Below are 26,941 nucleotides of genomic sequence, written 5' to 3' on the forward strand. Positions count from 1 at the left end.
ACGTACTGACGATGATTATTGTCCTAAGACAAAAACCTTCCTCTGATACTTCGTGTGAGACTCTTGATACTTTTGCTATTGCCGCAGCACCTAAGCACTGCAACCGCACTCGCCATCAAGCGCCCACACTTATCGGCTGTTAGTTTTTAAAGAGCACATCGCAAGACCGTCAAACCCAACCACCGTCTTGCGTCGCTGCATCAGCAGCAGAGAAACGAGATTATGAACACCGCTTCGGTTCGTGTCAACAAGAATTTACCGCTTCGCTTTCTTGCCGACCACCCCAACTCCCGCTTCCTTCGCGTTCATCGAATCGCGAAGGAACGGAATTTTAGTGAGTGATGTCGCTAAGCGCAAGCGCTTTCTCGAACCCAATTTACCGGTGCTTGAAAACCGGCTTACGCTTCTCGACGAACGCCGCCATCCCCTCTTTCTGGTCTTCCGTGGCGAACAGCGAATGGAACAGCCGTCTCTCGAAATGAACGCCTTCCGCGAGCGTCGTCTCGTATGCGCGATTGACCGCCTCCTTGGCCATCATCACCGCGGGCAGAGAGAAACCGGCGATGACCGTCGCGGCCTCGATGGCCTCGTCGAGTAGACGTTGCGCTTCCACGACTCGCGACACCAGCCCCGCACGCTCCGCCTCGCTCGCGTCCATCATGCGCGCTGTCAGGCACATGTCCATTGCCTTGGCCTTGGACACCGCGCGCGGCAGGCGCTGCGTGCCGCCCGCGCCGGGAATCACGCCGAGCTTGATTTCGGGCTGACCGAACTTGGCGGTGTCGGCGGCGATGACGATGTCGCACATCATCGCGAGTTCGCATCCGCCGCCCAGCGCGAATCCGGCGACCGCGGCGATGATCGGCTTGCGAATCGTGCGAATCGTCTCCCAATTGCGCGTGATGTAGTCGCCCTTGTAGACATCCATATAGGAATAGCTGGCCATCATGCCGATATCCGCGCCGGCCGCGAACGCCTTCTCGCTGCCCGTCAGCACGATCGCGCCGATGTCGTCGTCGGCGTCGAACGCCTTGAGCGCCGCGCCCAGCTCGTCCATCAGCGCGTCGTTGAGCGCATTCAGCGCTTTCGGACGGTTCAGCGTGATCAGCCCGACCCGACCGCGCGTCTCGATCAGCAGATTCTCGTAAGCCATTCGCTCCTCCTTGGATCCTCAGGTAAGCCCTAATGAAAAGACGTCGTCACAGCATCTCGATAATGCTAACATCACCAACCAACCGGTCGGTTAATTATTCGACCCGACACCTTTCCTCGTACTCTTCTCGCGACCATGACACATCCGCTATTCACGAAGCATGAAGCGACGCTCGACAAAGCGCTCGCAGCCATCGAAACGCGCGGCTACTGGAGCCCGTTCGCCGAAATGCCGAGCCCCAAAGTGTACGGGGAAACGGCCAGCGCCGACGGGGAGGCCGCGTTCAAGGCGCACATCGGCAAGACATTCGAACTCGATCAGCCTTCGACGGGCGAAACGGTCGGAGAAGAGCGGTCGCCGTTCGGCGTCGCGCTTGGCATCCGGTATCCGAAAGCCGATCCCGACGCGCTGATCCAGGCCGCAGCCAAAGCGCAATCCGGCTGGCGCGCCGCCGGCCCGCAGGCCTGGATAGGCGTGAGCCTCGAAATTTTGTCGCGTTTGAACCGCGCCAGTTTCGAGATCGCCTACAGCGTCATGCACACGACTGGCCAGGCATTCATGATGGCGTTTCAGGCGGGCGGCCCGCACGCACAAGACCGCGCGCTGGAAGCAGTCGTTTATGCGTGGGACCAGTTGCGCCGCATTCCCGCCGAAGCCCATTGGGAAAAACCGCAAGGCAAGAATCCGCCCCTCGCGATGCAGAAGCGTTTCTCCGTCGTCCCACGCGGCACCGGGCTCGTGCTCGGCTGCTGCACGTTCCCGACCTGGAACGGTTATCCGGGCATGTTCGCCGATCTCGCGACGGGCAACACCGTCATCGTCAAGCCGCACCCCGGCGCCATCCTGCCGCTTGCAATCACCGTGCGTATCGCGCGTGACGTGCTTCGCGAAGCGGGATTCGATCCGAACGTCGTCACTTTGCTGGCTACCGATCCGAACGACGGCGCGCTCGTTCAGGAACTCGCGGTGCGTCCTGAAATCAAGGTGATCGACTTCACCGGCAGCACGCAGAACGGCAACTGGCTCGAGCGCAACGCGCATCAGGCGCAGGTGTACACCGAAAAGGCGGGCGTCAATCAGATCGTCATCGATTCCGTGGATGACATGAAAGCCGTTGCGCGCAACATCGCCTTCTCGCTCGCGCTCTACTCCGGCCAGATGTGCACGGCGCCGCAAAACATCTACGTGCCGCGCGATGGCATCCGCACTGCCGAAGGCCAACTGAGCTTCGACGACGTCGCGAAAGCACTCGCGAACGCTGTCGAAAAGCTGGTATCCGATCCTGCTCGTGCTGTCGAATTCACGGGTGCGATCCAGAACGAGGGCGTCGTCGAGCGTGTCGCCGAAGCGCGCAAGCTCGGCAATGTGCTGCTCGACAGCCAATCGCTCGCGCACCCGGCATTTCCCAATGCCTGCATTCAAACGCCGCTCATGCTCAAACTCGACGCGCGCACCGACGAAACCAAATTCACGAAGGAATGGTTCGGCCCGATTTCGTTCGTCGTCGCAACCGATTCGACCGCGCAATCGCTGGAGCGCGCCGGTTCGATCGCGCGCACGCACGGCGCATTGACATTCTCGGTGTACAGCACCGACGACAAGGTGATCGAAGCCGCGCACGAAGCGGCGATCGAAGGCGGCGTCGCGCTCTCGATCAACCTTACCGGCGGTGTTTTCGTCAACCAGACGGCCGCGTTCTCGGACTTTCACGGCACCGGCGCGAACCCGGCGGCGAATGCCGCGCTTTCGGACGCGGCTTTCGTTGCCAACCGCTTCCGCGTGGTGCAAAGCCGGGTCCATGTTGCACCGAAGGCCGCATCGGCGGAAGTCGGCCAAACGGCATAAGCCGATCGACACAAAAGGTCGGGAGCCCGGATGGCCGTGCAAACGGCTTATGCCATTCGGCCTAATGGAAACGCGGCGGCCGCGCGGCTAGTATCGGCATGTATGGAATGCCGGCAAGCACGCGCCGCCGCGACCAGAATCGGGAATGAGGAGATGCAATGACAGAGAAGTCCGTGTTGTTCCATGTCGATGGCGAGACGCGCGTCGCGACATTGACGCTCAACCGTCCAGACAAGCTCAACAGCTTCACGCGCGAAATGCATCGCGAGTTGAATCAGGCGCTCACCGAGATCGAAGCGAGTCACACTCGCGCGCTCGTCATCACGGGCGCGGGTCGCGGATTTTGCGCGGGGCAGGATCTCGCGGATCTGGATTTCACGCCGGGTTCGATGTCGGATCTCGGCGATCTCATCGATGAGTACTTCAATCCTCTCGTGCGTCGGCTTCAGGCCATGCGGCTGCCGATCATCGCCGCCGTGAACGGCACGGCTGCCGGCGCGGGCGCGAATCTCGCGATGGCGTGCGACCTCATCGTTGCGGCGCGCTCGGCCAGCTTCATCCAGGCGTTCGTGAAGATCGGCCTCGTGCCCGATTCGGGCGGGACATGGCTCCTTCCGCGCCGCGTCGGCGAGGCACGCGCGCTCGGCCTCGCGCTGACGGGCGAAAAGCTTGGCGCTGAAAAGGCGGAGGCGTGGGGCATCGTCTGGCGCGTCGTCGATGACGCCGAACTGCAGCCCTCAGCGGCGCAACTAGCGGCCCAACTGGCGCAGCAACCGGCACGCGCGATCGTCGCGATCAAGCAGGCGATCCGCGCGAGCGCGAACAAGACGTTCGACGAGCAACTCGATCTCGAGCGCGATCTGCAACGCGAACTGGGCGCGTCGCCCGATTACATCGGAGGCGTCGCGGCGTTCAAGGAAAAACGCGCGCCGCGCTTCGAAGGTCTGTGACAACGGAAAACTGGAGACATCTGTGACGCCACAACAACTCGCGGAAGCCACAGCGAAGGCCATGTACGAATCGGACGCATGCACGCGCGCGCTCGGCATCGAACTGATCGAAGTCAGGCCCGGCTACGCGCGGCTGCAAATGGACGTACGCCCCGACTTCCTCAACGGCCATGCGATTTGCCACGGCGGCCTGATGTTCACGCTCGCGGATTCCGCATTCGCGTTCGCCTGCAATTCGTACAACATCAGCACGGTCGCGGCGGGCTGCTCGATCGAGTTTCTGCGTCCGGTGCAAGGCGGCGATCGCTTGACCGCCGAGGCGATCGAGCAAACCTTGAGCGGACGCACGGGCATCTACGATATCCGCGTGACGAATCGGGAAGGCGAACCGGTCGCGATGTTCCGCGGCAAGTCGGCTCAGATCCGAGGCACCGTGATCCCCGCATGACGGGACAGATTCAGTGGCGGACGCGGCATGAAAAGCCGCGCCGCTTAGTCAGCATCAAGGAGACAGCAATGACCACACCGCTGCCGCTCGATCCGATCGAGAAGGCGAGCCGCGACGAACTCACGTCGCTGCAGCTCGAGCGCCTCAAATGGTCGCTCAGACACGCTTATGAGAATTCGCCAGTCTATCGGCGCAAGTTCGACGAAGCGGGTGTCCATCCGGATGACGTCACGTCGCTTTCCGATCTCGCGCGCTTTCCGTTCACGACCAAGAAGGATCTGCGCGACAGCTACCCCTTCGGCATGTTCGCCGTTCCACAGGATCGCGTCTCGCGTATTCACGCGTCGTCCGGCACGACTGGCAAGCCGACCGTCGTCGGATATACGGCGCAGGATATCGACAACTGGGCGAACCTCGTCGCGCGCTCGATCCGGGCGGCTGGCGCGCGACGCGGCGACAAGGTACACGTGAGTTACGGCTACGGTCTCTTCACTGGCGGACTCGGCGCGCACTACGGCGCCGAACGAGCGGGACTGACCGTCATTCCTTTCGGCGGCGGCCAGACCGAGAAGCAGGTGCAACTGATTCAGGACTTCCGGCCGGACATCATCATGGTCACGCCGAGCTATATGCTCTCGATCGCCGATGAACTGGAGCGTCAAGGCATCGATCCGGCAGGTTGCTCGCTGCGCATCGGCATCTTCGGCGCGGAGCCGTGGACCAACGACATGCGTCGCGCGATCGAAACGCGCATGGGTATCGACGCCGTCGACATTTACGGGCTATCGGAAGTGATGGGGCCGGGCGTGGCATCCGAATGCGCGGAGACCAAGGACGGCCCGACGATCTGGGAGGATCACTTCTATCCCGAGATCATCGATCCGGACACCGGCGAAGTGCTGCCCGACGGCGAATTTGGCGAACTCGTGTTCACCTCGCTCACGAAGGAAGCGCTGCCGATCATCCGCTATCGAACGCGTGATCTGACGCGCCTCCTGCCCGGCACCGCTCGCACGATGCGCCGCATGGAAAAAATCACCGGCCGCTCGGACGACATGATGATCGTGCGCGGCGTCAACGTCTTCCCGACGCAGATCGAAGAGCTGCTGCTCAAACGCCCGGTACTCGCGCCGCACTATCAGATCGTGCTCACCAAGGAAGGCCCGCTCGACGTTCTCACGCTGAACGTCGAACCATGCCCGGAATCTGCGCCGGATATCGCAGCGCTCGAGAGCGCGAAGTCCGCGCTGGCCTACGACATCAAGGCGCTGATCGGCGTCAGCGCAGTGGTGAACGTGCTCGCGGTGAACGGCATTGAACGTTCGGTCGGCAAGGCGCGCCGCGTGATCGATCGGCGCAACATCGCGTCGTGATGTGAAAAAGCTCGCGAGCCATGACGGCCGCGAGCTTTCGATAACGCGATTGAAGGCGCGCGGGAATCAGGAGTTCGGCAGCAGCAGCCACATACGGCCGCCCTGTTTCATGCGTCCGGCGAGATCGCCGGCATCGTCGCCGAGACCCCAGAAATAATCTGCGCGCACGCCGCCCTTGATCGCCGTGCCGGTGTCCTGCGCGAACACGAGGCGATTCATCGGCTGGTTGCTGAGCGGACGCGTCGTCTGCAAGAACACCGGCGTTCCGAGCGGAATCGCGGCGGGATCGACGGCGATCGAACGTTCGGGCGTCAACGGTACGCCCAGCGCGCCGACTGGGCCATCGCCGAGGCTCGCCGGCATCGTTTCGTTCGCGGGCATCTCGCGGAAAAAGACGAATCGCGGATTCACGTCCAGCAATGCATCGACGCGCGCCGGATTCGCCTTGGCCCACGCCTTGATGCCTTGCATCGTCGCCTGCGCGGGCGTGAGTTCGCCGCGATCGAGCAGTTCCTTGCCGATCGACCGATACGGCTGATTGTTCGTGCCGCCGAAACCGACCCGCATCACGCCGCCGTCTTCCATGACGACGCGCCCCGAACCTTGCACCTGCAGAAAGAAGGCCTCGATCGGGTCGTCGACCCACACGAGTTCATTGCCGTTCAAGGCGCCCGAACGTTCGAGCTGCGCGCGCGCGGGCAACGCGGAGCCGGGCTTGTACCGATACGGCCAGCGATACAGCGCGTACTGATACACGCCGTGACGCGTGCGCGATCCGCGCAGAAGCGGCTCGTAATAACCGGTGACGAGACCGTCGAGGGTGCCGTCGGTGTTCGAAAGCTGGAACGGCGTGAAATAGGTTTCGAAGAAGCTGCGCGCCGCCGACATATCGAGGTCGTCCAGACGCACCGCCGCCGCACACGCCTTCTGCCAGTTGGCCTGCCGCGCGAGCCGGCTGCAATTCTGCCGCAGCGCGGCGGTCGCGCCGATCAGCGAATCGTCCTGCCAGCCGGGCACCTGCTGCCAGCTCACCGCCGTGAGGCGCGAGGCAGCGCGCTGGCCCGGCACGATCGGCGTGCCGGTCGCCGTGGCCGGCCCCGGCTTCACATAGTTACTGCCGCCGCACGAGGCGAGCAGGACAGCGGCTGAAATCGATGCGGCCCAAGCCGCTGCTCGCGCGATGGGCCGCGCGAAACGCATACAATGCTCGTTCTTGATGGGAACCGCCATGTCTGATCTGTTCGACGAATATCCAATGCTTATTTTTGCGCTCGAGTCGATCGTGGCGCTCGCCTTGCTGATCTTCATCGTCGTATGGACGGCATCGGGCAAGAAGAAAAACCAGAATCGCACGAACGATCCGGTTAAACGCCGCTGATTCGCGCAGAGCGCCGCCGCTTCTGGCTCAGTGGAGCGTGCGCGGCATATGCAGTGCGAATTCCGCTACGGGCGCCTCGAAGCGCTCGCCGTCCTCCGCCACGCAGAAATACTCGCCGCGCATCGTGCCGACCGGCGTCGCGATCACAGCCCAGCTCGTGTACTCAAACTGTTCGCCCGGCGGCAGAAGCGGTTGGTGCCCGACCACGCCGAGCCCCTTCACTTCCTGCACGTGATCGTTGCTGTCGGTGATGATCCAGTGCCGCGAAATCAATTGCGCCGCGACCTGGCCTGTGTTGCGAATCGTCAGCGTGTAGGCGAATGCGTACTGCTTGCTATCCGGGTCGGACTGATCCGGCAAATAGCGCGTCTCCACGGAAACGCTGAATTCGTACTGGCTCATCGTTGTTCCAATTTCCATTCGATTGGCCGCTGCGCCGCCAGACAGACGCGCGCGGGCGCGCCGCTATTGGTCTGGCATTCTGCTTGATGCGCGCGGCGCCCGCAATACGATTGGCGCCCGGCGACCACATCGGCGCGCGTTCCGTTAGCCGTTCGGACGAAGGACTCGAAGGAAAACGCGGGTTAAAATCATGCCTTTACGTCGCTACCCGCACACGTCCATGGCGCAATTCCACATCGCTCCCAGCATCCTGTCCGCCGACTTTTCCCGCCTCGGCGAGGAAGTCCGCAACGTCGTCGCCGCCGGCGCCGACTGGATCCACTTCGACGTCATGGACAACCACTACGTTCCGAATCTGACGATCGGGCCGTTGGTGTGCGAAGCCATCCGCCCGCACGTGGACGTTCCCATCGACGTGCATCTGATGGTGCGTCCCGTCGACCGCATCGTGCCCGATTTCGCGAAGGCCGGCGCCAATACGATCAGTTTTCATCCGGAAGGTTCGGATCATATCGATCGCACGTTGTCGCTCATCCGCGATCACGGCTGCAAGGCGGGACTCGTGTTCAATCCCGCGACATCGCTTAATTATCTCGATCACGTGATGGACAAGGTCGATCTCGTGCTCATCATGTCGGTGAATCCCGGGTTCGGTGGACAGTCGTTCATTCCCGAGGCGCTCAACAAGCTGCGCGAGGCGCGCGCGCGCATCGACGCGTACCGCGATCGCACGGGCCGCGAGATTCATCTCGAGGTCGATGGCGGCGTCAAGGTCGATAACATCGCGGAAATCGCGGCGGCCGGCGCGGATTCGTTCGTCGCGGGATCGGCGATCTTCGGCAAGCACGACTACAAGGCAGTGATCGACGCGATGCGCGCCGAACTGGCGAAAGTCGAATCGGGAGCGCAAGCATGAGCGAGATCGCAGCGACGCCGGCGCCTTTCGTGAATCGTCCGATCCGCGCGGCGATCATCGATCTCGACGGCACGATGGTCGACACCGCCGACGATTTCGTCGCCGCACTGAACGCCATGCTCGCGCGCATTCCGCTCGAGCCACCGGTCACGCGCGAAGAAGTCACGGGTTACGTTGGCAAGGGTTCGGAAAATCTGATTCGCAGCGTACTCGCCGTGCGGCTGTCGCCGTCGCAAGCGGCCGCGCAATTCGACGACGCGCTGGCGATCTACCAGAGCGAATACGCGAAGGTCAACGGCAAGCATTCCACGCTCTTTCCGGACGTGAAGGAAGGCCTCGAAGCGATGCGCGAAAGCGGCGTCGCGCTCGCGTGCGTGACGAACAAGCCGCATCGGTTCGCCGTGGAGCTACTCACGCACTTCGGCATCGCAGACTACTTCAAGGTGATTCTCGGCGGCGACTCGCTGCCCGCGAAGAAGCCCGACCCGCTGCCGATGCTCACCGCGTGCGAACGGCTGGACGTCCTGCCGCGCGAGACCGTGGCGGTCGGCGACTCGGAAAACGATGCGCTCGCGGGGCGTGCGGCAGGCCTCGCAACCTTGACCGTTCCGTACGGTTACAACCATGGGAAGCCTGTACGGTCCGTGAAATCGGATGGTATAGTTTCCTCGCTGCGCACCGCAGCATCGGCGATTGCCGCCACATTGGCGCCGCCGGACACCACACTGACTGAATAAGCCCATCCATTCATGTTTCTCAACAGAAAACGGAGTCTGAGCAGCATCGACCGGGGAGCCTGGCCCTGGCGTCGCTGGTCGCGCTAACCTCGCCCGAGGTGCGCTGAAGCCATCATGTGTGATCGCGCTTCAGCATCCGTTTTTTGTTTCGCTGCCGTTCCCGCGCCGTTCCTGTTGAATCGCCGTATATCGAGCCTCGCTCACGCACGCGTCGTGTAGTGCCGCGAGTCGTCCTGTCCGCTTCTGCAGATCGAAGCGGCGGGGCCGTCGTATGCGATCATCACGGGATTCGACCGACCGCAGCGCCCTGCACTCCCCGACGCCGCGCCAACCTTCGAAGCGCGCGTCGCTCAAGGATCGCAACATGACCGAACTCGAATTCCAATCGCTGGCGAACGAAGGCTTCAACCGCATTCCGCTCATCGCCGAAGCCCTCGCCGACCTCGAAACTCCGCTCTCGCTCTATCTCAAGCTCGCGCAGACCGAGCGCAACGGCGCCAACTCGTTCCTGCTGGAATCCGTCGTCGGCGGCGAACGCTTCGGGCGTTACTCGTTCATCGGGCTGCCGGCGCGCACGATCGTCAGCGTGCAGAACGGCAAGACGCAAGTCGTGACCGACGGCAACGTCGTCGAAACGGACGAAGGCGATCCGCTTGCGTTCATCGAGCGATATCAGAAGCGCTTCAAAGTGGCGACGCGCCCCGGCCTGCCGCGTTTCTGCGGCGGTCTCGCGGGTTACTTCGGCTATGACGCGGTGCGCTACATCGAAAAGAAGCTCGCGCACAGCGCGCCGCCCGACGATCTCAATTTGCCCGATATTCAACTGCTGCTGACCGAAGAAGTCGCGGTCATCGACAACCTCGCGGGCAAGCTCTACCTCATCGTCTACGCTGATCCGACGAAGCCCGAAGCGTACGCAAAGGCGAAGCATCGTCTGCGCGAACTGCGCGCGCGTCTGCGCGTGACGGTTCAGCCGCCGGTGACGTCGGCGAGCGTGCGCACCGAAACATTCCGCGAGTTCAAGAAGGACGACTATCTGAACGCCGTGCGCAAGGCGAAGGAATACATCGCGGCGGGCGAGCTGATGCAGGTGCAGGTCGGCCAGCGGCTCGTCAAGCCGTTCCGCGACAACCCGCTCTCGCTGTATCGCGCGCTGCGTTCGCTGAATCCGTCGCCGTACATGTATTACTACAACTTCGGCGGCGACGTGCATGTGGTCGGCGCGTCGCCGGAAATTCTCGTGCGTCAGGAGAAGCGCGCCGACGATCGCATCGTGACGATCCGTCCGCTCGCCGGCACGCGTCCGCGCGGCAATACGCCCGAGCGCGATGCCGAACTCGCCACCGAACTGCTGAACGATCCGAAAGAAGTCGCCGAGCACGTGATGCTGATCGATCTCGCCCGCAACGACGTGGGCCGCATCGCGAAGACGGGTTCGGTCGCGGTGACGGACAAGCTGATCATTGAAAAATATTCGCACGTGCAGCACATCGTCAGTTCGGTCGAAGGCAAGCTCAAGGAAGACATGAACAACTTCGACGTGCTGCGCGCCACGTTCCCCGCCGGCACGCTGTCCGGCGCGCCGAAAGTCCGCGCGATGGAACTCATCGACGAACTGGAGCCGATCAAGCGCGGGCTGTACGGCGGCGCCGTCGGTTATCTGTCGTTCAGCGGCGAAATGGATCTGGCCATCGCGATCCGCACCGGCCTGATTCACAAAGGCAATCTCTACGTTCAGGCGGCTGCGGGCGTCGTCGCCGATTCCGTGCCCGAATCCGAATGGCAGGAAACGGAGAACAAGGCGCGCGCCGTGTTGCGCGCCGCCGAGCAAGTGCAAGACGGCCTCGACAGCGACTTCTGAGGAGACAAGACCATGCTGCTGATGATCGACAATTACGATTCCTTCACCTACAACCTGGTCCAGTACTTCGGCGAACTCGGCGAGGACGTGCGCACCTATCGCAACGACGAAATCACGCTCGACGAAATCGCGAAGCTCAATCCCGAGCGCATCTGTCTTTCGCCGGGACCGAGCAATCCGCAACACGCAGGCATCACGCTCGACGTGCTGCGCGAGTTTTCCGGCAAGCTGCCGATTCTCGGCGTCTGTCTTGGCCATCAGGCGATTGGCGAAGCCTTCGGCGGACGTGTCGTGCGCGCGCAGACCATCATGCACGGCAAAGTCAGTCAGATCGAGACAGACTGCAAAGGCGTGTTCTCCGATCTCCCCAAACACTTCAACGTGACGCGCTATCACTCGCTGGCAATTGAACGCGAGTCTTTGCCCGACTGTCTCGAAGTGTCCGCATGGACGCCTGACGGTGAAATCATGGGTGTTCGTCACCGTGAACTGGAAGTGGAAGGCGTGCAGTTCCATCCGGAATCGATTCTTTCCGAGCACGGCCACGCGCTGCTCGAAAACTTCGTGAAAAACTCTTCGACCGGAAAGCGGGCCTGACGATATGACCATCACGGCACAAGAAGCGCTGCAACGCACGATCGAGCATCGCGAAATCTTTCACGACGAAATGCTGCATCTGATGCGCCAGATCATGCGCGGCGAGATGTCGCCCGTCATGGCTGCCGCGATCATCACCGGCTTGCGCGTGAAGAAGGAAACCATCGGCGAAATCGCGGCGGCCGCGACGGTCATGCGCGAGTTCGCGAATCACGTCGAAGTGGCGGACAACTCGAATTTCGTCGATATCGTCGGCACGGGCGGCGACGGCTCGCACACGTTCAACATCTCCACGGCGTCGATGTTCGTCGCGGCGGCGGCGGGCGCGAAGGTCGCGAAGCACGGCAATCGCGGCGTGTCGAGCAAATCGGGCAGCGCGGACGTGCTCGAAGCGCTCGGCGTGAACATCGATCTGACACCGGAACAAGTGGCCGCTTCCATTGCCGAAACGGGCATGGGCTTCATGTTCGCGCCGAACCATCATCCGGCGATGAAGAACATCGCGCCCGTGCGCCGCGAACTCGGCGTGCGGACCATCTTCAACATTCTCGGGCCGCTGACCAATCCGGCGAGCGCGCCGAATCAGCTTCAGGGTGTATTTCACGAAGACCTCGTCGGCATTCAGGTGCGCGTGATGCAGCGTCTCGGCGCGAAGCACGTGCTCGTCGTCTACGGCAAGGACGGCATGGACGAAGTGTCGCTCGGCGCGGCGACGCGCGTCGGCGAACTGAAGAACGGCGAAGTGACCGAGTACGAGATCCATCCGGAGGACTTCGGCCTTCAGATGGTGTCGAACCGCTCGCTGAAGGTGCAGGACGCGCAGGAATCGAAGGCGATGCTGCTCGGCGCGCTGAACAACAAGGCGGGCGTCGCGCGCGAGATCGTCACATTGAACGCGGGAACGGCGCTCTATGCTGCGGATATCGTCGATTCGATCGACGCGGGCATGGCCGCCGCGCGCGAAGCGATCGAAAGCGGCGCGGCGCGCGAGAAGATCGAGACGCTCGTGAAGTTCACGCAGCAATTCGCGAAGAAATAACGGAAGCCAATCATGAGTGACATTCTGGATCGCATCATCGCGGTGAAGCGCGAAGAGGTTCGCGCCGCCGAACAAAGCGCGCCGCTCGAAGAGTTGAAGCTCGAAGCGAGCGCGCGCGATTTGCGCGATTTTGTCGGCGCGTTGCGCGCGAAGCACGCCGAGGGCAAGGCAGCCGTGATTGCCGAAGTGAAGAAGGCGAGTCCGTCCAAAGGCGTGTTGCGCGAGAACTTCGTGCCCGCCGAGATTGCACGCTCGTACGAGAAAGGCGGCGCCGCGTGCCTTTCCGTGCTGACCGACGTGCAGTTCTTCAAAGGCAGCGTCGCGTATCTGGAGGAGGCGCGCGCCGCGTGCAGCCTGCCGGTTCTGCGCAAGGACTTCATCGTCGATCCTTATCAGATCATGGAAGCGCGCGCGATGGGCGCGGACTGCATCCTGCTGATCGCCGCCGCGCTCGAACTTTCGCAGATGCAGGATCTCGAAGCGTACGCGCATTCGCTCGGGCTCGCGGTGCTGGTCGAAGTGCACGATGCCGACGAACTGCGCGACGCGCTCACGCTGAAAACGCCGCTCATCGGCATCAACAACCGCAATCTGCGCACGTTCGAGACGACGATCGACACGACCATCGGCATGCTCGAACAAGTGCCGGACGACCGTATCGTCGTGACGGAATCCGGCATTCTGTCGCGCGTCGATGTCGACCGGCTGCGCGCGATGCGCGTGCATACGTTCCTCGTCGGCGAAGCGTTCATGCGCGCCGACGATCCGGGCGCGGAACTCGCGCGCATGTTTTTCTGATTTCATCGACAGGAATCGCATGGGCATCGAACGGGAACTGAAACTCTCGCTCGCGCCGTCGCAGCACGACGACGTCGCGCGCTTTTTCGACGAACGCACCGGCGCGGGCAAGCCGATCGCGCTTGCCAACGTCTACTTCGACACGCCCGACTGCGCGCTCGCGAAGGCGAAGGCCGCGCTGCGCCTGCGCCGCACGCCTGAGCAATGGCTGCAGACGTTCAAGACGCTCGGCAAGTCGGTCGCGGGTTTGAGCAATCGGCACGAGTGGGAATTGCCTGTGCAAGGCGATGCGCTCGAAATCGACGCGCTCATCGCCGCCTGCGACAACGACGTCGCGCGTGACGCGCTGGAACGCGCGGCGCCCGACCTCATCGCGCTATTCAAGACCGACTTCAGGCGCATCGTGTGGGACATCGAGCGCGAAGGATCGCATATCGAAGTCGCGCTCGATCACGGCAAGATCACCGCCGAAGTCGACGGTGAAACGCGCCGCGCCGACATCAGCGAGTTGGAACTGGAACTGAAGTCCGGCGAGGAGAGCGCGCTTTCGATGCTCGCGGCGGAATTGCGCGGCGCGTTTCCCGAGATCGTTCCAGAAGATCAAAGCAAGGCTCAGCGCGGCTATCTGCTGCGCGAGCCGCGCGAAGGCAAGAACCGCAACGCATGAACCAGCAGCCGTCTCTATTCGCCGATAGCGAAGCCGCGAACGCGCTGTCGGCGTTCACGACGCTCGAAAGTCAATTCGACGCGCTGCCCGCCGACTGGCGCCGTCATCTGAAGCCGTTCATCGACAGCAAGCACTACGCGGCGCTGTGCGCGTTCGTCGATGCCGAGCGCGCCGCCGGCAAGACCGTCTATCCCGCCGATGTCTTCCGTGCGCTGCGCCTGACGAGCCCCGCCGACGTTAAAGTCGTGATCCTCGGACAAGACCCGTATCACGGCGAGGACAAGGGCGCGCCGCAAGCCCACGGCCTCGCGTTTTCGGTGCCCGCGCCCGTGCGCCCGCCGCCGTCCTTGCGCAACATCTTCAAGGAGATTCACGCGAGCCTCGGTTTTCCCGCGCCTGCGCACGGCTGTCTCGATTCCTGGGCGAAGCAGGGCGTGCTGCTGCTGAACACGTCGCTGACCGTCGAGCGCGATAAAGCCGGAAGCCACGCGAAACGCGGCTGGGAGCAATGCACGGACACGCTGATCCACGAAATGGCGCAGCGTCACGACGGGCTGGTATTCATGCTGTGGGGCTCGCATGCGCAGGCAAAACGCGGTTTGATCGAAGGCACCGGGAAGGCGCATTGCGTGCTGGAGGCGGCACATCCGTCGCCGTTGTCGGCTTATCGCGGATTCTTCGGCTGCGGACACTTCGCGCTCGCCAACGACTATCTGACCAAGCATGGGCGCGAGCCGATCGACTGGCGTCTGCCCGCCACGCCCGAATTGCTCGCCTGAAATGCAAAAAACCCCGCGTCTGCGGGGTTTTTTGCTTGCAACGTGATCACTTACACAGCGGCGATCGCCTCACGCGCCGACGCCAGCGCCGCGCCCGCCGCTTCCGGTCCCATGTTCAGTCCTTCGGCGTAGATAAAGCTCACGTCGGTCATGCCGAGGAAGCCGAGGAACGTCTTGAGGAACGGCGTCTGCGAATCGTTCGGCGTGCCTGCGTACTTGCCGCCGCGCGCCGACACCACGTACACCTTCTTGCCCTTCACGAGACCTTCCGGGCCGTTCGCCGTGTAGCTGAACGTGATGCCGGCTCGCGCGATCCAGTCGAAATAGGTCTTCAATTGCGACGAAATGCCGAAGTTGTACAGCGGCGCCGCGATCACGACGATGTCCGCAGCCTGCAATTCAGCGATCAGCGCTTCGCTCTTTGCGTTGATCGCGGCTTGTTCCGCGGTGCGCTGATCGGCGGGCGTGAAGAACGCGCCGAGCGTCGCGTCGTCGAGATGCGGCAGCGCGTCGCCCAGCAGATTGCGAACGACCACGTTCGCGCCCGGATTGCTTTGTTGCAGCTTCGCGGTCAGTTCGTCGGCGAGCAACGTCGATTGAGCGCCTTGCGAACGGGCGGCGGAGTTGATTTGCAGAATCGTCGTCATGATGGCTTCCAGTCTCTGTGAGGTTTCGGGCGCTCGGGGCGTCCGGCTTGGAAGCATTCTTCGTTTTTCGACGTCCGAGAAAAAGCCGTCCGGTCGTGACGGATCGTTGCATCGGTAGAACAATCCGCCACGTCTTGCGTCGATCAACCTCTCAGCCAGCGCTCGCGCCATTGTTTCGACGGGCCGCGGCCGTCGATTGCCGTCAGCACGTAGCGCGCGACTTCCGGACCGTCGAGCTTCACTTCGGCGCGGCGCAGCTCGTCGCGGCGGAACGCATGTACTTCGACCTTCGCGCCCGGCAGATAACGCGACAGCAGCGCGTCGAGATTCGAGCCGGTGACGCGCAGCCCGTCGATCGCGACGAGCACGTCGCCCGCCGACAAGCCCGCTTTCTGCGCCGCGCTGCCTTCGTGCACCACGGCCAGCGTGCAATCCGCGCCGCCGCGCACGCGCGCGCCGAGCGACGGCTTCACGGACGCGCCGTTGCCCGGCACATCGGCCGCGAGCGCGATGCCGAACGGCTCTAAGAGCGCATCGAGCGGCAGATCGCGGGTGCCGCGCACGCCGTCGCGGAACAGCGAGCGCAAATCCGCGCCGGTCGCTTCGGCGAAAAGCGCTTCGACGTCGTCCTCGCGGATGCCGCGCGCCTTGCCGTTGTAGAACTCGCGGCCGTAGCGCTGCCACAAAAGACGCATCACGTCGTCGAGCGATTTGCGGTTGCCGGTCTGCGCGCGAATCGACAGATCGAACGCCAGCGCAACGAGCGAGCCTTTCTGGTAGTAACTGACGATCGCGTTCGGCGCGTTCTCGTCGGCGCGGTAGTACTTGACCCAGGCGTCGAACGAGCTTTGCGCGACGGATTGCTTGAGACGCCCCGTGCCGCGCAGCACGCCACCGATCGTCTTGCCGAGCAGGTTGAAGTAGTCGCCCGCCGAAATGAGGCCGCTGCGCACGAGCATCAGATCGTCGTAGTAAGACGTGAAGCCTTCGAAGAGCCACAGGAGCGTCGTGTAGTTTTCCTGCGAAAGGTCGTACGGCGCGAACGCCGCCGGCTTGATGCGCTTCACGTTCCACGTATGGAAGTATTCGTGGCTGCACAAACCGAGATACGTGCGATAACCCTCGGTCGTTTCCGGGCGTCCCTGCACCGGCAGATCGGTGCGATTGCAGATCAGCGCCGTCGATGCGCGGTGCTCGAGGCCGCCGTATCCATCGCTGACGGCAACGGTCATGAACACGTAGCGATCCACAGGCGCCTTCTTCGTGCGCGGTTCGAACAGCGCGATCTGCGCTTCGCAGACGCGCTTCAGATCCGCGGCGAGCCGGTTCATGTCGAGATTGAGGACGCGGCCCGAAATGACGATGTCGTGCTTCACGCCATGCGCGATGAAGCTGCCGAGCGCAAATTCGCCGAGCGTGACGGGATAATCGACGAGCTCGTCGTAGTTCGCCGCCTCGTACGCGCCGAAGCCGTAGCGCTTCGTGCCGCGCGCTTCGGAAAGCGCCGTCGCGACGCGCCAGTTGCGGTACGCGCCGCCCTGCGGCGGTTCGATATCGACGATGCAAGGCGCATCCGACTGCCCTTCCACCGCGAGAAAGGTGCTCGTGCCGTTGAAGAAACCGACGGTGTCGTCGAGATGCGCGGCGCGCACCGACATGTCCCACGCATAGACCTCGTAGCGCAGCGTGAGCGGGCCTTCGGCGGGCGCGGCCTGCCACGCGTGCTTGTCGATTTTTTCGATGGCGATCTTGCGGCCCGCCGCGCTGAACGCCTGCAACGTCACGATGTTGCGCGCGAACTCGCGGATCATGTAGCTGCCGGGAATCCACACCGGCAGCATGAAACGCTGGCCGGCCGGATCGGGAACGGCGACGGTGAGCGTCACTTCGAATAGATGCGCGGCGGGATTTTTAGGAACGATGCGGTAGCGCACGGGCTGCACCGTTTGCATGAGCGTAGTCATCTCGATGTCCTTTCTTCTTGTTCTGGGCGCGCTCCGATCGTGAATGCGCGCGCCCGGGTCTGCCTTCTTTACGCCGCGCTTTCGCGAAAGCGGGGCCGTAAAAACGCAGGAGGCGCATGACGCGCCTCCTTTCTCGTTTCGACTTCGCGCTCAGCGCACCGCGGACAGTTCCTTCTCGAGCCGGTCGGCGGGCACGGCACCCGGCAGACGATGCCCATCCGCGAGAAATACGGTCGGCGTGCCGGTGACGTTCATCGAGCGGCCGAGCTTCAGATTCTTGTCGATGGCGGTCGTATCGCACGATGCCGACGCGCTCGGCGCCTTGTGATCGAGCATCCAGCTTTCCCACGACACGCCGCGATCCTTCGCGCACCAGATCGACTTCGACTTGGCCGTCGAATCCGGCGAAAGCACCGGATAGAGGAACGTGTACACGGTCACGTTATCGATGGACTTCAACGTCGATTCGAGCTGCTTGCAGTACGGGCAGTTCGGGTCGGAGAACACGGCGATCTTGCGGCTGCCGTTGCCCTTCACGACTTTCACCGCGTTTTCGAACGGCAGTTTCGCGAAATCGATCTTGTTGGTTTCCGAAAGCCGCGCCTCGGTGAGATTCCTGCTGCTGCGCGTATCGACGAGATCGCCGATCAGCACGTAGTTGCCGCTTGCATCGCTGTAGACGATCTGCGAGCCGAGATTGACTTCGTAGAGACCGGCGATCGGCGTCTTTTCGATGCTCTTGATGGTCGCGTCACCCATGCGCGCTTCGAGGGTCGACTTGATCTTGTCGATGGTCTGATCGGCCTGCGCGGAGCAGCCGATGCCGAACGTCACGGCGAGCGCCGCGGCCGTCGCGAGGGCGAATCGAAAGGTGGTTTTCATGCGGTTTCCTGTATGTCGCGCGGCATCGCGCTCATGGAGTGAGATTGTTTCAGCCGAGCGCCGCAGACACCAGCCAGCGCTTGATGAGCGGCTGCGCGCCGACGAACGCCATGCCGGTGTTGCGGACCGCGCGCGCGAGCGTGCCCGGCACGGCGAAGAGCCGCTGCAGGCCGTCGGTCGCGAACATCAGCTTCTGGATGTCTTCGCGGCGCGCGCGTTCGTAGCGGCGCAACAGGATCGGATCGCCCAGATCGCGGAACGACTCCTTGTTCGCGATGACATCCGCGAGCGCGGCCACGTCGCGAAGGCCGAGGTTCATGCCTTGCCCCGCGAGCGGATGAATCAGATGCGCGGCATCGCCGACGAGCGCGACGCGCGGCGCGATGAGCTTGTCGACGGTCTGCAGGCCGAGCGGAAAACCCTGCGCGGGCGTCACGCAATCGAGCGTGCCGAGCGTGTTCTGAGTGGCCTGTTCGACGTGCGCCGCGAGTTGCGCGGGATCGAGCGCGAGCAGTTCGTCGGCGTGCTCGGTGCGCGCGGACCAGACGAGCGAAACGTGATCGCCCGGCAGCGGCAGCAGCGCGATGATTTCGGTATCGCGGAACCATTGATACGCCGTTTCGCCGTGCGGCTTTTCGGCCTTGAAATTGGCGACGACGCCCGTTTGCCGATAATCCCGCCGGTTCATCTTCGCGCCCATCTGCGCGCGGACCCACGAATGCGCGCCATCCGCGCCGACGATCAGGTCCGTCTCCAGCATGTCGCCGCTCGCGAGCGCGACGTGCGCGGCGCCGGATTCGACCGTCATGCCGTGCGCGCGCGATTCGAACCACGACAGACTCGGCGAAAAGCGCAACGCGGCATCGAGCGATTGTTCGATCAGCGACGATTCCACGATCCACGCGAGCTGCGGCACCGACGCCTGAAAGGCGGAAAAATGCAGTTCCGCGTGGGCATCGCCGAAAACGCGCATGTCGAAGACGGGACCGAGCCGCGCGCGATCGAGCGCCTGCCAGACGCGCAGCCGTTCCAGCAGCGCCTGCGAACTCGACGACAGCGCGTAGATGCGCGAATCGAACGCCGCGCCCGGCGGCAGCCCGGCGGCCTGCGGCGCGACGAGCGCCGTGCGCAGCCCGGATTGCGCGAGCGCAAGCGCGGCGGTCTTGCCGACGAGCCCGCCACCGACGACGACCGCGTGAAATTTGAGGGGATGCGAAGTCATCCGGGCATTATAGCCGCGGGGTTCCATGGGGTTTCGGGGCCGCGGGCGGCGTTTCGGCACGGCGGCGCGGCGGTACAATAGCGGTTTGCCTGGCCGCCGGACGCGGCCGCGGCGTGGCGGGCGGTCCTCGCCCGCGCATTGCGCACCAATTTTGACGAAACCTGCGCGGCCCGCGCCGTCTTACCAGTTCGAAGGATTCCATGAGCCTCCAATGCGGCATCGTCGGCTTGCCTAACGTCGGCAAGTCCACACTATTCAATGCTTTGACCAAGGCGGGTATCGCCGCGGAAAACTATCCGTTCTGCACGATCGAGCCGAACGTCGGCGTGGTAGAAGTGCCGGATGCGCGCCTGACCGCGCTCGCCGAGATCGTGAAGCCCGAGCGCATCCTGCCGGCGGTGGTCGAATTCGTCGATATCGCGGGACTCGTTGCGGGCGCGTCGAAGGGCGAAGGTCTGGGCAACCAGTTCCTCGCGAACATCCGCGAAACGGACGCGATCACCCACGTCGTGCGCTGCTTCGAAGACGACAACGTGATTCACGTCGCGGGCAAGATCGATCCGATCGCGGATATCGAAGTCATCAACACGGAACTCGCGCTGGCCGATCTCGCGACGGTCGAGAAGGCGCAAGCGCGTTATTCGAAGGCGGCGAAGTCAGGCAACGACAAGGAAGCGATCAAGCTCGTCGCCGTGCTGGAAAAGGTGCGCGCGCAGCTCGACCAGGCGAAGCCGGTGCGCGGCCTTTCGCTTTCGGAGGAAGAACTGCTGCTCATCAAGCCGTTCTGCCTGATTACGTCGAAACCGACGATGTACGTCGCGAACGTGAAGGACGACGGCTTCGAGAACAACCCGTATCTCGACATGGTGCGCAAGCACGCGGAAGCGGAGAACGCGCCGGTGGTCGCGGTGTGCGCGGCGATCGAAGCGGAAATCGCCGATCTCGACGATGCCGACAAGCAGGAATTCCTCGCGGATATGGGCATGGACGAGCCGGGGCTGAATCGCGTGATTCGTGCGGGTTTCAAGCTGCTCGGCTTGCAGACGTATTTCACGGCGGGTGTGAAAGAAGTGCGCGCGTGGACGATTCATATCGGCGATACGGCGCCTCAGGCGGCCGGCGCCATTCACACCGATTTCGAGCGTGGGTTCATTCGCGCTCAGACCATTTCGTTCGATGACTACGTTCAGTACAAGGGCGAGCAAGGGGCGAAGGAAGCCGGAAAGATGCGGGCCGAAGGGAAGGAATATGTCGTGCATGACGGGGATGTCATGAACTTCTTGTTCAACGTCTGACGCGATCGTAAAGAACCGTCAAGCTGCTTGTGTCGTAGAGCGGAGTGTCTTTTCATAGGCACTCCGCTTTTTTATTGCGCGGACGAGGCAGCGCGGCGACGCGCATCCGATTAGAACAAAGAGACAAAATCAAAATATGCAGAGACATGCACTGCGCGCATTCGCGATCACCACACTCATCGCGGCGAGCATCTTCAGTACACCCGACGCCTTCGCCTATCGCGGCAACCAATACGAAAATCAACCGCAACCCGACGAGTCAGACCTCTCCAACCACGGGCACTACATCAACCACGACGGCAACGTCGTCCACTCGCCGGCGCACTCACGTTCCGGCAATGTCCCGGCAGGCGCGACGGCCCAATGCCGCGACGGTTCCTACAGTTTCAGCCAGCATCACAGCGGCACGTGCTCGCGGCACGGCGGGGTCGCGAGCTGGCAGTGAGCGTTTGCGCCGCGAAGTACAATGCCATGTAATCCCGCCCACGCAATCCGCGCCGGCGGGAACGCGCAAAACGCGCCACTGAACATCCTCGCGCGCCGAATCCGGGCGCCCCGCATTCATCCATCCAGCTAGGACAACATGGCCCAATACGTCTTCACCATGAACCGCGTCGGCAAGATCGTCCCGCCGAAGCGTCAGATCCTGAAAGACATCTCCCTCTCGTTCTTCCCCGGCGCGAAAATCGGTCTGCTCGGCCTGAACGGTTCCGGCAAGTCCACGCTCATCCGCATCATGGCCGGCGTCGACAAGGACATCGAAGGCGATGCCACGCCGATGCCCAACCTGAACATCGGCTATCTGCCGCAGGAGCCGCAGCTCGATCCGCAGCAGACCGTGCGTCAGGCCGTCGAAGAAGGTCTCGGCGATGTCTTCCAGGCGCAAAAGAAGCTCGACGAAATCTACGCCGCCTACGCCGAACCCGACGCCGACTTCGACGCCCTCGCCGCCGAGCAAGCCAAGTACGAAGCCATCCTTTCGACGAGCGACGGCGGCAGCCCCGAGCAGCAGCTCGAAGTCGCCGCCGACGCGCTGCGCCTGCCCGCGTGGGACGCGAAAATCGAACACCTTTCGGGCGGCGAAAAGCGTCGCGTCGCGCTGTGCAAGCTGCTCCTGCAAAAGCCCGACATGCTCCTGCTCGACGAACCGACCAACCACCTCGACGCCGAATCCGTCGAATGGCTCGAACAATTCCTCACGCGCTATCCGGGCACGGTCGTCGCGGTGACGCACGATCGCTACTTCCTCGATAACGCCGCCGAATGGATTCTCGAACTCGACCGCGGCCACGGCATTCCGTGGAAGGGCAACTATTCGAGCTGGCTCGATCAGAAGGAAGATCGCCTGAAGCAGGAAGAAGCGAGCGAATCCGCGCGTCAGAAGGCCATCAAGAAAGAACTCGAATGGGTGCGCCAGAACCCGAAGGGCCGTCAGGCGAAATCGAAAGCGCGTATCGCGCGTTTCGAGGAACTCAACAGCCAGGAATATCAGAAGCGCAACGAAACGCAGGAAATCTTCATTCCGGTCGGCGATCGCCTTGGCAACGAAGTCATCGAGTTCAAGAGCGTCAGCAAGGCATACGGCGATCGCCTGCTCATCGACAATCTGAACATGAAGATTCCGGCGGGCGCGATCGTCGGCATCATCGGGCCGAACGGCGCGGGCAAGTCCACGCTGTTCCGCATGCTGACCGGTAAGGAACAACCGGATTCAGGTGAAATCATCAAGGGACCGACGGTCAAGCTCGCCTACGTCGATCAAAGCCGCGACGCGCTCGGCGCCGACAAAACCGTGTTCGAGGAAATCTCCGGCGGTGCGGACGTGCTGACGGTCGGCAAGTACGAAACGCCGTCGCGCGCGTACATCGGCCGATTCAACTTCAAGGGCAGCGATCAGCAAAAGCTCGTCGGCAATCTGTCGGGCGGCGAGCGCGGGCGTCTGCATCTGGCGAAGACGCTCATCGCGGGCGGCAACGTTTTGCTGCTCGACGAACCGTCGAACGATCTCGACGTCGAAACGCTGCGCGCACTCGAAGACGCGCTGCTCGAATTTGCCGGCTCGGTGATGGTGATCTCGCACGATCGCTGGTTCCTCGACCGCATCGCGACGCACATCCTTGCGTTCGAAGGCGATTCGCACGTCGAGTTCTTCGACGGCAACTATCAGGAATATGAAGCCGACAAGCGTAAGCGTCTCGGCGAAGAAGCCGCGAAGCCGAAGCGTCTGCGCTACAAGCCGATCACGCGCTAACGTCTGACGAAACGGCCTATGCGGGCGCGCGCACCGACATCAGGCGTAAAAGTGGCGACTGTGTACGGCGCAGTCGCCACTTTCTTTTTCGAGCGGCGTTTTTAGATAAGCCGGCACCGGAGACACACGCAGATGGCGGGATCGAGCGCGCGGCGGGGAGCGCTTTGGGCAATCGGCATCATCGTGGCGCTGGTCGTCGTGATGGTCGGCGGATGGCTTTTCGTCGTGCATCAGATGAAGGAGCGCATCCTCGAAACGCTCGGACTGAATGGCACGGTCGAGGAAATCGACGTCGGCTTCGGCCAGGTCACGCTCTCGCGCGTGCGCCTGCGCGGTCCGAAAGGCTGGCCCGCCAGCGACGCGATGCGCGCCGAGCGCATCGTGCTCGACGTCGACATGCACTCGCTCGTGTCGAAGCCGCTTCATCTGCGCAGCGTGAGCGTCGACAACTACTATCTGTCGATCGTGCGCACCGCCGATGGCCGCGTCCTGATCCTGCCGGGACTCAGGGAAACCGCGCGCGATGCCGACGCCAAAGCCGACGACAACGCGCGCGAGCACGCGCAGGAAGAAAAGCTCATCGATCGCGTGTCGTTCGAGCGCGGCTCGATGGAATTCTTCGACAGCACCGCGCAGAACCCGCCGTATCGTGTGCTGATCAGCGATGCGCGCGCCACCGTCGATCACATTCATCTGCCCGCGCTCGCCGATCGCACGGAGCTGTCGATGACCGGTTCCATCAAAGGTCCGTCGCACACGGGCAATGTCACGTGGGGCGGCTGGATGGTCATCGCCAACAAGGATTCGCAGACGCGCGCGACGCTGCGCAACGTGGATGTCGCCACGCTCGATCCGTATCTGCTGAAGAAGGCCGGCGCGAAGGCGGCGGTGACGGGTGGCACCATCGACTTGACGATCGATGCCAACGTGAAGAATTACCGCATCCACGCGCCCGGCACGCTGGTGCTGAATCACTTGCAGATCAGCAACAACGGCAATGCGCTCGACACTTTCCTCTCGATTCCGACGAAGGCCGCGATCGCCGCGCTGAAGGATCGCAAGGAGCAGATCAAGCTGGATTTCGTGCTCGACGGCGATCTGCGCGATCCGAAATTTTCGCTCAGCGAAAGTCTTTCGAAGAAGCTCGCGGCAGGGTTTGCAAAGGCGCTCGGCGTGAGCGCGGAAGGCGTCGCGCGCGGCGCGGGCGATACGGTGCGTGGGATCGGCAACGCGCTGAAGAATCTGCTGGGGCAGTAGCGCGTTGCCGACAGGCTTCTGCTTTCAGATGGGCAGATTCAGCGCGCGCAGCTTCGTTTCCGTTGCCAGCCCGCCGGTGTAGTGAACGCCGCGCCAGCCGAGCGCAGTCGCGGCTTGCGCGTTCATGAGGTTATCGTCGATGAACACGAGTTCGTCCGGTTGAATGCCCGGCAGATGCCGTTCGATTTCCGCGCGCATCAAACCGAAAATCCGCGGATCGGGCTTGACGAGCCCCACGCGCCCCGACACGACGATCTCGCGAAACTTCCGCAGCACGTCGAAGCGCTCCCACGCGTAGGGAAACGTCTCCGCCGACCAGTTCGTGAGACCGAAGAGCGGCACGCCCGCCGCTTCGAGCCGGTCGACGAGCGCGACGCCCTCTTCCAGCACGCCCGACACCATCTCCGGCCAGCGCGCGTAGAAGGCGCGGATCAGCGCTTCGTGCTCGGGATACATCGCGATCAGTTCGGCGGTGCCGTCTTCGATCGTCTGGCCGCCGTCCTGCTGCACGACCCATTCCATCTTGCAGACGTTGTCGAGAAACCAGCGGCGCTCGGTTTCGTCGGCAATCAGTTGCTTGTAAAGATACTCGCGATTCCAGTCGATCAGCACGCCGCCGAAATCGAATACGACTGCCTTGATTGTCATTGTTCGCCGCTCCGCCGGTCAGATCGCCTGCGTCCGCGTTCCGAGCCACGCCAGCGCGTCGCCCGACACATGCGGCGACACGCGGCGGCGCACGGTTTCGTGATACGCGTTGAGCCACGCGCGCTCGTCCTCGCGCAACAGCGCCAGGTCGATGCAGCGCGTGTCGATCGGGCACAGCGTCAGCGTTTCGAATTCGAGGAAATCGCCGAACTCGGTCTTGCCCGCCGCCTGATTCAGCACGAGATTCTCGATGCGGATGCCCCACTTGCCCGGCCGATAAATGCCCGGCTCGATCGACGTGATCATGCCCTCTTCCATCGCCGTCCACGATTCGGCGGGCGCGTAGTGCGAAATCACCTGCGGGCCTTCGTGCACGTTCAGGAAGTAGCCGACGCCGTGGCCCGTGCCGTGCCCGTAATCCGCGCCTGCTTCCCAGATCGGCGCGCGCGCGATCGAATCGAGCATCGGCGAGCGGATGCCGCGCGGGAATTTCGCCCGCGACAGCGCGATCGTGCCCTTCAGGACCGTCGTGAAATCGCGCTTGTGTTCCGCCGTGATATCGCCGATCGGCACGACGCGCGTGATGTCCGTCGTGCCGCTCAGATACTGGCCTCCGGAGTCGATCAGCAGCAAGCCGTTGCCTTGGATCACCGCGTGCGACGCCGCCGTCGCGCGGTAATGCGGCATCGCGCCGTTCGCGTTGAAGCCCGCGATCGTGCCGAAGCTAAGCGTAACGAAGCCCGGACGGCGCGCACGCGCGGCAGTCAGTTTTTCGTCGATGGTCAGTTCCGTGATGCGCTCGCGGCCGAGCGCGCCTTCGAACCACGCGAAGAATTCGGCGAGCGCGGCGCCGTCCTGCTCCATCGTCGCGCGGATGTGCGCCGCTTCGGCCGCGGTCTTGCGCGACTTCGCGAAAGTCGACGGATTCACCGCCTCGACCGTCTTCACCGTCGACGGAACGCGTTCCAGCAAGCCGTGCGTGATGCGGCGCGGGTCGATCAGCAACGTCGATCCCGCCGGCAGCGACGCGAGCGATGCGGGCGCCGATGCATACGGCGCGACCCGCACGCCATCGCGCGCGAGCGATTCGACGAGCGCGGCCGGAACCTTGCCGTCGGCGACGAAGATCGTCGCGTCGTTCAGCCCGATCAGCGCGTGCGCGACGAACACCGGGTTATAGCTTACGTCGCCCCCGCGCAGGTTGAAGATCCACGCGAGATCGTCGAGCGTGGAAACGAAGTGCCATTGCGCCCCTTTCGCGCGCATCGCCTCGCGAACCTGCGCGAGCTTGTCGGCGCGTGCGACGCTCGCATGCGGTGCGGCGTGTTCGTAGACGGTCGCTTCCGGCAAGCCGGGACGCGCGGGCCATACGGAATCGAGCAGATCGAGATCGGTGCGCAGCGCGATGCCGCGCGCGCTCAGCGCATCGGACAATGCACGCGCTGCCGCAACGCCGAGCACGGTGCCGTCGACCGCGACGGTCGCGCCGGACGGCACGTTCTCCGCGAGCCATTCGACGTGCGGCGCAGTCTGCTGGCCGCCCATCATCTTCATCAGCACGACGCCGGTGCCCGCGAGTTGCGCTTCGGCCTGCGTCCAGTAGCGGCTGTCGACCCAGACGCCCGCGAAATCCGCCGTCACGACCAGCGTGCCGACCGAGCCGGTGAAGCCCGAAAGCCACTGGCGGCCTTGCCAGCGCTCCGGCAGATATTCGGAAAGATGCGGATCCGCCGATGGAATCAGCACGGCGGCGAGCTTTTCGAGCGCCATCTGGCCGCGCAACGACTCGATGCGCCGCGCAAACATGGCCGGCTCGGGAATGGCTGAATCTG

Annotated in this window: 26 protein-coding genes; 17 read left to right on the forward strand and 9 right to left on the reverse strand. The window is 63.2% G+C overall.

Features of this window, described 5'->3' with window-relative positions; genetic code table 11:
* Positions 1–376: 376 nt before the first annotated feature.
* Positions 377–1,153, reverse strand: a complete 777-nt coding sequence (locus AWB77_RS32350; protein WP_061138531.1) for an enoyl-CoA hydratase — start codon at positions 1,151–1,153, stop codon at positions 377–379.
* A 135-nt stretch (positions 1,154–1,288) separates the two neighbouring features.
* Between AWB77_RS32350 and paaN the strand changes: the two genes are divergently transcribed.
* The 4 genes from paaN (at position 1,289) to paaK (ending at position 5,769) form a co-directional block, all read left to right on the forward strand.
* A complete protein-coding gene (gene paaN, locus AWB77_RS32355) occupies positions 1,289–2,998 on the forward strand; it encodes a phenylacetic acid degradation protein PaaN (protein ID WP_061138532.1) in 1,710 nt (569 codons plus the stop codon).
* Between the two features lie 158 nt (positions 2,999–3,156).
* The gene (gene paaG, locus AWB77_RS32360; protein ID WP_061138533.1) at positions 3,157–3,948 is read left to right on the forward strand and encodes a 2-(1,2-epoxy-1,2-dihydrophenyl)acetyl-CoA isomerase PaaG; all 792 of its coding nucleotides are present in this window, start codon (positions 3,157–3,159) and stop codon (positions 3,946–3,948) included.
* A 61-nt stretch (positions 3,949–4,009) separates the two neighbouring features.
* Positions 4,010–4,396 carry a hydroxyphenylacetyl-CoA thioesterase PaaI gene (paaI, locus tag AWB77_RS32365; protein ID WP_244158728.1) on the forward strand — a complete coding sequence of 129 codons (387 nt, stop codon included), beginning with the start codon at positions 4,010–4,012 and terminating at the stop codon, positions 4,394–4,396.
* 68 nt (positions 4,397–4,464) lie between these two features.
* Complete coding sequence (paaK, locus tag AWB77_RS32370) at positions 4,465–5,769, forward strand: phenylacetate--CoA ligase PaaK (protein ID WP_061138535.1); 1,305 nt, start codon at positions 4,465–4,467, stop codon at positions 5,767–5,769.
* Positions 5,770–5,835: 66 nt separating this feature from the next.
* On the opposite strand, the gene mltA is transcribed toward paaK, so the two are convergent.
* Entirely contained in the window at positions 5,836–6,999 is a 1,164-nt protein-coding gene (gene mltA / locus AWB77_RS32375) for an MltA domain-containing protein (protein WP_061138536.1), read from the reverse strand.
* On the opposite strand from mltA, the gene AWB77_RS37610 reads away from it, so the two are divergent.
* Entirely contained in the window at positions 6,998–7,147 is a 150-nt protein-coding gene (locus AWB77_RS37610) for a hypothetical protein (RefSeq protein WP_167354195.1), read from the forward strand. The two genes, mltA and AWB77_RS37610, sit on opposite strands and share 2 nt — an antisense overlap.
* Before the next feature lie 27 nt (positions 7,148–7,174).
* Here AWB77_RS37610 and apaG read toward each other — a convergent pair whose 3' ends face one another.
* Positions 7,175–7,549, reverse strand: coding sequence for a Co2+/Mg2+ efflux facilitator ApaG/CorD (gene apaG, locus AWB77_RS32380; protein WP_061138537.1), 375 nt, complete (start codon positions 7,547–7,549; stop codon positions 7,175–7,177).
* Between the two features lie 220 nt (positions 7,550–7,769).
* Here apaG and rpe point away from each other — a divergent pair, with 220 nt between their 5' ends.
* From rpe to AWB77_RS32420, 8 genes are all read left to right on the forward strand, one after another.
* Positions 7,770–8,465 carry a ribulose-phosphate 3-epimerase gene (gene rpe / locus AWB77_RS32385; RefSeq protein WP_061138538.1) on the forward strand — a complete coding sequence of 232 codons (696 nt, stop codon included), beginning with the start codon at positions 7,770–7,772 and terminating at the stop codon, positions 8,463–8,465.
* A complete protein-coding gene (locus AWB77_RS32390; protein ID WP_061138539.1) occupies positions 8,462–9,202 on the forward strand; it encodes a phosphoglycolate phosphatase in 741 nt (246 codons plus the stop codon). The genes rpe and AWB77_RS32390 overlap by 4 nt, the downstream gene beginning before the upstream one ends.
* A gap of 364 nt (positions 9,203–9,566) precedes the next feature.
* The gene (trpE, locus tag AWB77_RS32395) at positions 9,567–11,063 is read left to right on the forward strand and encodes an anthranilate synthase component I (protein ID WP_061138573.1); all 1,497 of its coding nucleotides are present in this window, start codon (positions 9,567–9,569) and stop codon (positions 11,061–11,063) included.
* Between the two features lie 12 nt (positions 11,064–11,075).
* Positions 11,076–11,660: an aminodeoxychorismate/anthranilate synthase component II gene (locus AWB77_RS32400; protein ID WP_061138540.1), complete on the forward strand. Its 585-nt coding sequence runs from the start codon at positions 11,076–11,078 to the stop codon at positions 11,658–11,660.
* A 4-nt stretch (positions 11,661–11,664) separates the two neighbouring features.
* Positions 11,665–12,699 carry an anthranilate phosphoribosyltransferase gene (gene trpD / locus AWB77_RS32405; protein WP_061138541.1) on the forward strand — a complete coding sequence of 345 codons (1,035 nt, stop codon included), beginning with the start codon at positions 11,665–11,667 and terminating at the stop codon, positions 12,697–12,699.
* A 12-nt stretch (positions 12,700–12,711) separates the two neighbouring features.
* Positions 12,712–13,497, forward strand: a complete 786-nt coding sequence (gene trpC, locus AWB77_RS32410; RefSeq protein ID WP_061138542.1) for an indole-3-glycerol phosphate synthase TrpC — start codon at positions 12,712–12,714, stop codon at positions 13,495–13,497.
* A 19-nt stretch (positions 13,498–13,516) separates the two neighbouring features.
* Positions 13,517–14,164 carry a CYTH domain-containing protein gene (locus tag AWB77_RS32415; RefSeq protein ID WP_061138543.1) on the forward strand — a complete coding sequence of 216 codons (648 nt, stop codon included), beginning with the start codon at positions 13,517–13,519 and terminating at the stop codon, positions 14,162–14,164.
* Positions 14,161–14,943 (forward strand): uracil-DNA glycosylase, encoded by a 783-nt coding sequence (locus AWB77_RS32420; RefSeq protein WP_061138544.1) that lies wholly within the window; start codon positions 14,161–14,163, stop codon positions 14,941–14,943. The genes AWB77_RS32415 and AWB77_RS32420 overlap by 4 nt, the downstream gene beginning before the upstream one ends.
* A 50-nt stretch (positions 14,944–14,993) precedes the next feature.
* Here AWB77_RS32420 and AWB77_RS32425 read toward each other — a convergent pair whose 3' ends face one another.
* From AWB77_RS32425 to AWB77_RS32440, 4 genes are all read right to left on the reverse strand, one after another.
* Entirely contained in the window at positions 14,994–15,590 is a 597-nt protein-coding gene (locus AWB77_RS32425; RefSeq protein ID WP_061138545.1) for an FMN-dependent NADH-azoreductase, read from the reverse strand.
* Between the two features lie 143 nt (positions 15,591–15,733).
* On the reverse strand, positions 15,734–17,533 hold the full coding sequence (locus AWB77_RS32430; protein ID WP_061138574.1) for a M61 family metallopeptidase: 1,800 nt from the start codon (positions 17,531–17,533) through the stop codon (positions 15,734–15,736).
* 171 nt (positions 17,534–17,704) lie between these two features.
* A complete protein-coding gene (locus tag AWB77_RS32435; protein WP_061138546.1) occupies positions 17,705–18,436 on the reverse strand; it encodes a DsbC family protein in 732 nt (243 codons plus the stop codon).
* 49 nt (positions 18,437–18,485) lie between these two features.
* Complete coding sequence (locus AWB77_RS32440; RefSeq protein WP_061138547.1) at positions 18,486–19,658, reverse strand: UbiH/UbiF family hydroxylase; 1,173 nt, start codon at positions 19,656–19,658, stop codon at positions 18,486–18,488.
* Positions 19,659–19,858: 200 nt separating this feature from the next.
* Between AWB77_RS32440 and ychF the strand changes: the two genes are divergently transcribed.
* The 4 genes from ychF to AWB77_RS32460 all read left to right on the forward strand — a co-directional run bounded on the left by ychF (position 19,859) and on the right by AWB77_RS32460 (position 24,461).
* Complete coding sequence (ychF, locus tag AWB77_RS32445; RefSeq protein WP_061138548.1) at positions 19,859–20,953, forward strand: redox-regulated ATPase YchF; 1,095 nt, start codon at positions 19,859–19,861, stop codon at positions 20,951–20,953.
* A 136-nt stretch (positions 20,954–21,089) separates the two neighbouring features.
* Positions 21,090–21,398 carry a DUF3761 domain-containing protein gene (locus tag AWB77_RS32450; protein WP_061138549.1) on the forward strand — a complete coding sequence of 103 codons (309 nt, stop codon included), beginning with the start codon at positions 21,090–21,092 and terminating at the stop codon, positions 21,396–21,398.
* A gap of 138 nt (positions 21,399–21,536) precedes the next feature.
* Positions 21,537–23,204 (forward strand): energy-dependent translational throttle protein EttA, encoded by a 1,668-nt coding sequence (gene ettA / locus AWB77_RS32455; RefSeq protein ID WP_061138550.1) that lies wholly within the window; start codon positions 21,537–21,539, stop codon positions 23,202–23,204.
* A gap of 132 nt (positions 23,205–23,336) precedes the next feature.
* Positions 23,337–24,461: a DUF748 domain-containing protein gene (locus AWB77_RS32460; protein ID WP_061138551.1), complete on the forward strand. Its 1,125-nt coding sequence runs from the start codon at positions 23,337–23,339 to the stop codon at positions 24,459–24,461.
* Between the two features lie 24 nt (positions 24,462–24,485).
* On the opposite strand, the gene AWB77_RS32465 is transcribed toward AWB77_RS32460, so the two are convergent.
* The gene (locus AWB77_RS32465) at positions 24,486–25,109 is read right to left on the reverse strand and encodes an HAD family hydrolase (protein ID WP_061138552.1); all 624 of its coding nucleotides are present in this window, start codon (positions 25,107–25,109) and stop codon (positions 24,486–24,488) included.
* A gap of 18 nt (positions 25,110–25,127) precedes the next feature.
* Positions 25,128–26,915, reverse strand: a complete 1,788-nt coding sequence (locus AWB77_RS32470) for an aminopeptidase P family protein (RefSeq protein ID WP_244158729.1) — start codon at positions 26,913–26,915, stop codon at positions 25,128–25,130.
* Positions 26,916–26,941 lie beyond the last annotated feature (26 nt).

Source organism: Caballeronia fortuita, from assembly GCF_001544835.2.
GTDB classification, from domain to species: domain Bacteria; phylum Pseudomonadota; class Gammaproteobacteria; order Burkholderiales; family Burkholderiaceae; genus Caballeronia; species Caballeronia fortuita.

Excerpts from the sequence above, each read along its gene's own strand:
- AWB77_RS32350 (WP_061138531.1), bottom strand. The coding sequence starts at position 1,153 with ATGGCTTACGAGAATCTGCTGATCGAGACGCGCGGTCGGGTCGGGCTG.
- paaN (WP_061138532.1), top strand. The coding sequence starts at position 1,289 with ATGACACATCCGCTATTCACGAAGCATGAAGCGACGCTCGACAAAGCG.
- paaG (WP_061138533.1), top strand. The coding sequence starts at position 3,157 with ATGACAGAGAAGTCCGTGTTGTTCCATGTCGATGGCGAGACGCGCGTC.
- paaI (WP_244158728.1), top strand. The coding sequence starts at position 4,010 with ATGTACGAATCGGACGCATGCACGCGCGCGCTCGGCATCGAACTGATC.
- paaK (WP_061138535.1), top strand. The coding sequence starts at position 4,465 with ATGACCACACCGCTGCCGCTCGATCCGATCGAGAAGGCGAGCCGCGAC.
- AWB77_RS37610 (WP_167354195.1), top strand. The coding sequence starts at position 6,998 with ATGTCTGATCTGTTCGACGAATATCCAATGCTTATTTTTGCGCTCGAG.
- mltA (WP_061138536.1), bottom strand. The coding sequence starts at position 6,999 with ATGGCGGTTCCCATCAAGAACGAGCATTGTATGCGTTTCGCGCGGCCC.
- apaG (WP_061138537.1), bottom strand. The coding sequence starts at position 7,549 with ATGAGCCAGTACGAATTCAGCGTTTCCGTGGAGACGCGCTATTTGCCG.
- rpe (WP_061138538.1), top strand. The coding sequence starts at position 7,770 with ATGGCGCAATTCCACATCGCTCCCAGCATCCTGTCCGCCGACTTTTCC.
- AWB77_RS32390 (WP_061138539.1), top strand. The coding sequence starts at position 8,462 with ATGAGCGAGATCGCAGCGACGCCGGCGCCTTTCGTGAATCGTCCGATC.
- trpE (WP_061138573.1), top strand. The coding sequence starts at position 9,567 with ATGACCGAACTCGAATTCCAATCGCTGGCGAACGAAGGCTTCAACCGC.
- AWB77_RS32400 (WP_061138540.1), top strand. The coding sequence starts at position 11,076 with ATGCTGCTGATGATCGACAATTACGATTCCTTCACCTACAACCTGGTC.
- trpD (WP_061138541.1), top strand. The coding sequence starts at position 11,665 with ATGACCATCACGGCACAAGAAGCGCTGCAACGCACGATCGAGCATCGC.
- trpC (WP_061138542.1), top strand. The coding sequence starts at position 12,712 with ATGAGTGACATTCTGGATCGCATCATCGCGGTGAAGCGCGAAGAGGTT.
- AWB77_RS32415 (WP_061138543.1), top strand. The coding sequence starts at position 13,517 with ATGGGCATCGAACGGGAACTGAAACTCTCGCTCGCGCCGTCGCAGCAC.
- AWB77_RS32420 (WP_061138544.1), top strand. The coding sequence starts at position 14,161 with ATGAACCAGCAGCCGTCTCTATTCGCCGATAGCGAAGCCGCGAACGCG.
- AWB77_RS32425 (WP_061138545.1), bottom strand. The coding sequence starts at position 15,590 with ATGACGACGATTCTGCAAATCAACTCCGCCGCCCGTTCGCAAGGCGCT.
- AWB77_RS32435 (WP_061138546.1), bottom strand. The coding sequence starts at position 18,436 with ATGAAAACCACCTTTCGATTCGCCCTCGCGACGGCCGCGGCGCTCGCC.
- AWB77_RS32440 (WP_061138547.1), bottom strand. The coding sequence starts at position 19,658 with ATGACTTCGCATCCCCTCAAATTTCACGCGGTCGTCGTCGGTGGCGGG.
- ychF (WP_061138548.1), top strand. The coding sequence starts at position 19,859 with ATGAGCCTCCAATGCGGCATCGTCGGCTTGCCTAACGTCGGCAAGTCC.
- AWB77_RS32450 (WP_061138549.1), top strand. The coding sequence starts at position 21,090 with ATGCAGAGACATGCACTGCGCGCATTCGCGATCACCACACTCATCGCG.
- ettA (WP_061138550.1), top strand. The coding sequence starts at position 21,537 with ATGGCCCAATACGTCTTCACCATGAACCGCGTCGGCAAGATCGTCCCG.
- AWB77_RS32460 (WP_061138551.1), top strand. The coding sequence starts at position 23,337 with ATGGCGGGATCGAGCGCGCGGCGGGGAGCGCTTTGGGCAATCGGCATC.
- AWB77_RS32465 (WP_061138552.1), bottom strand. The coding sequence starts at position 25,109 with ATGACAATCAAGGCAGTCGTATTCGATTTCGGCGGCGTGCTGATCGAC.
- AWB77_RS32470 (WP_244158729.1), bottom strand. The coding sequence starts at position 26,915 with ATGTTTGCGCGGCGCATCGAGTCGTTGCGCGGCCAGATGGCGCTCGAA.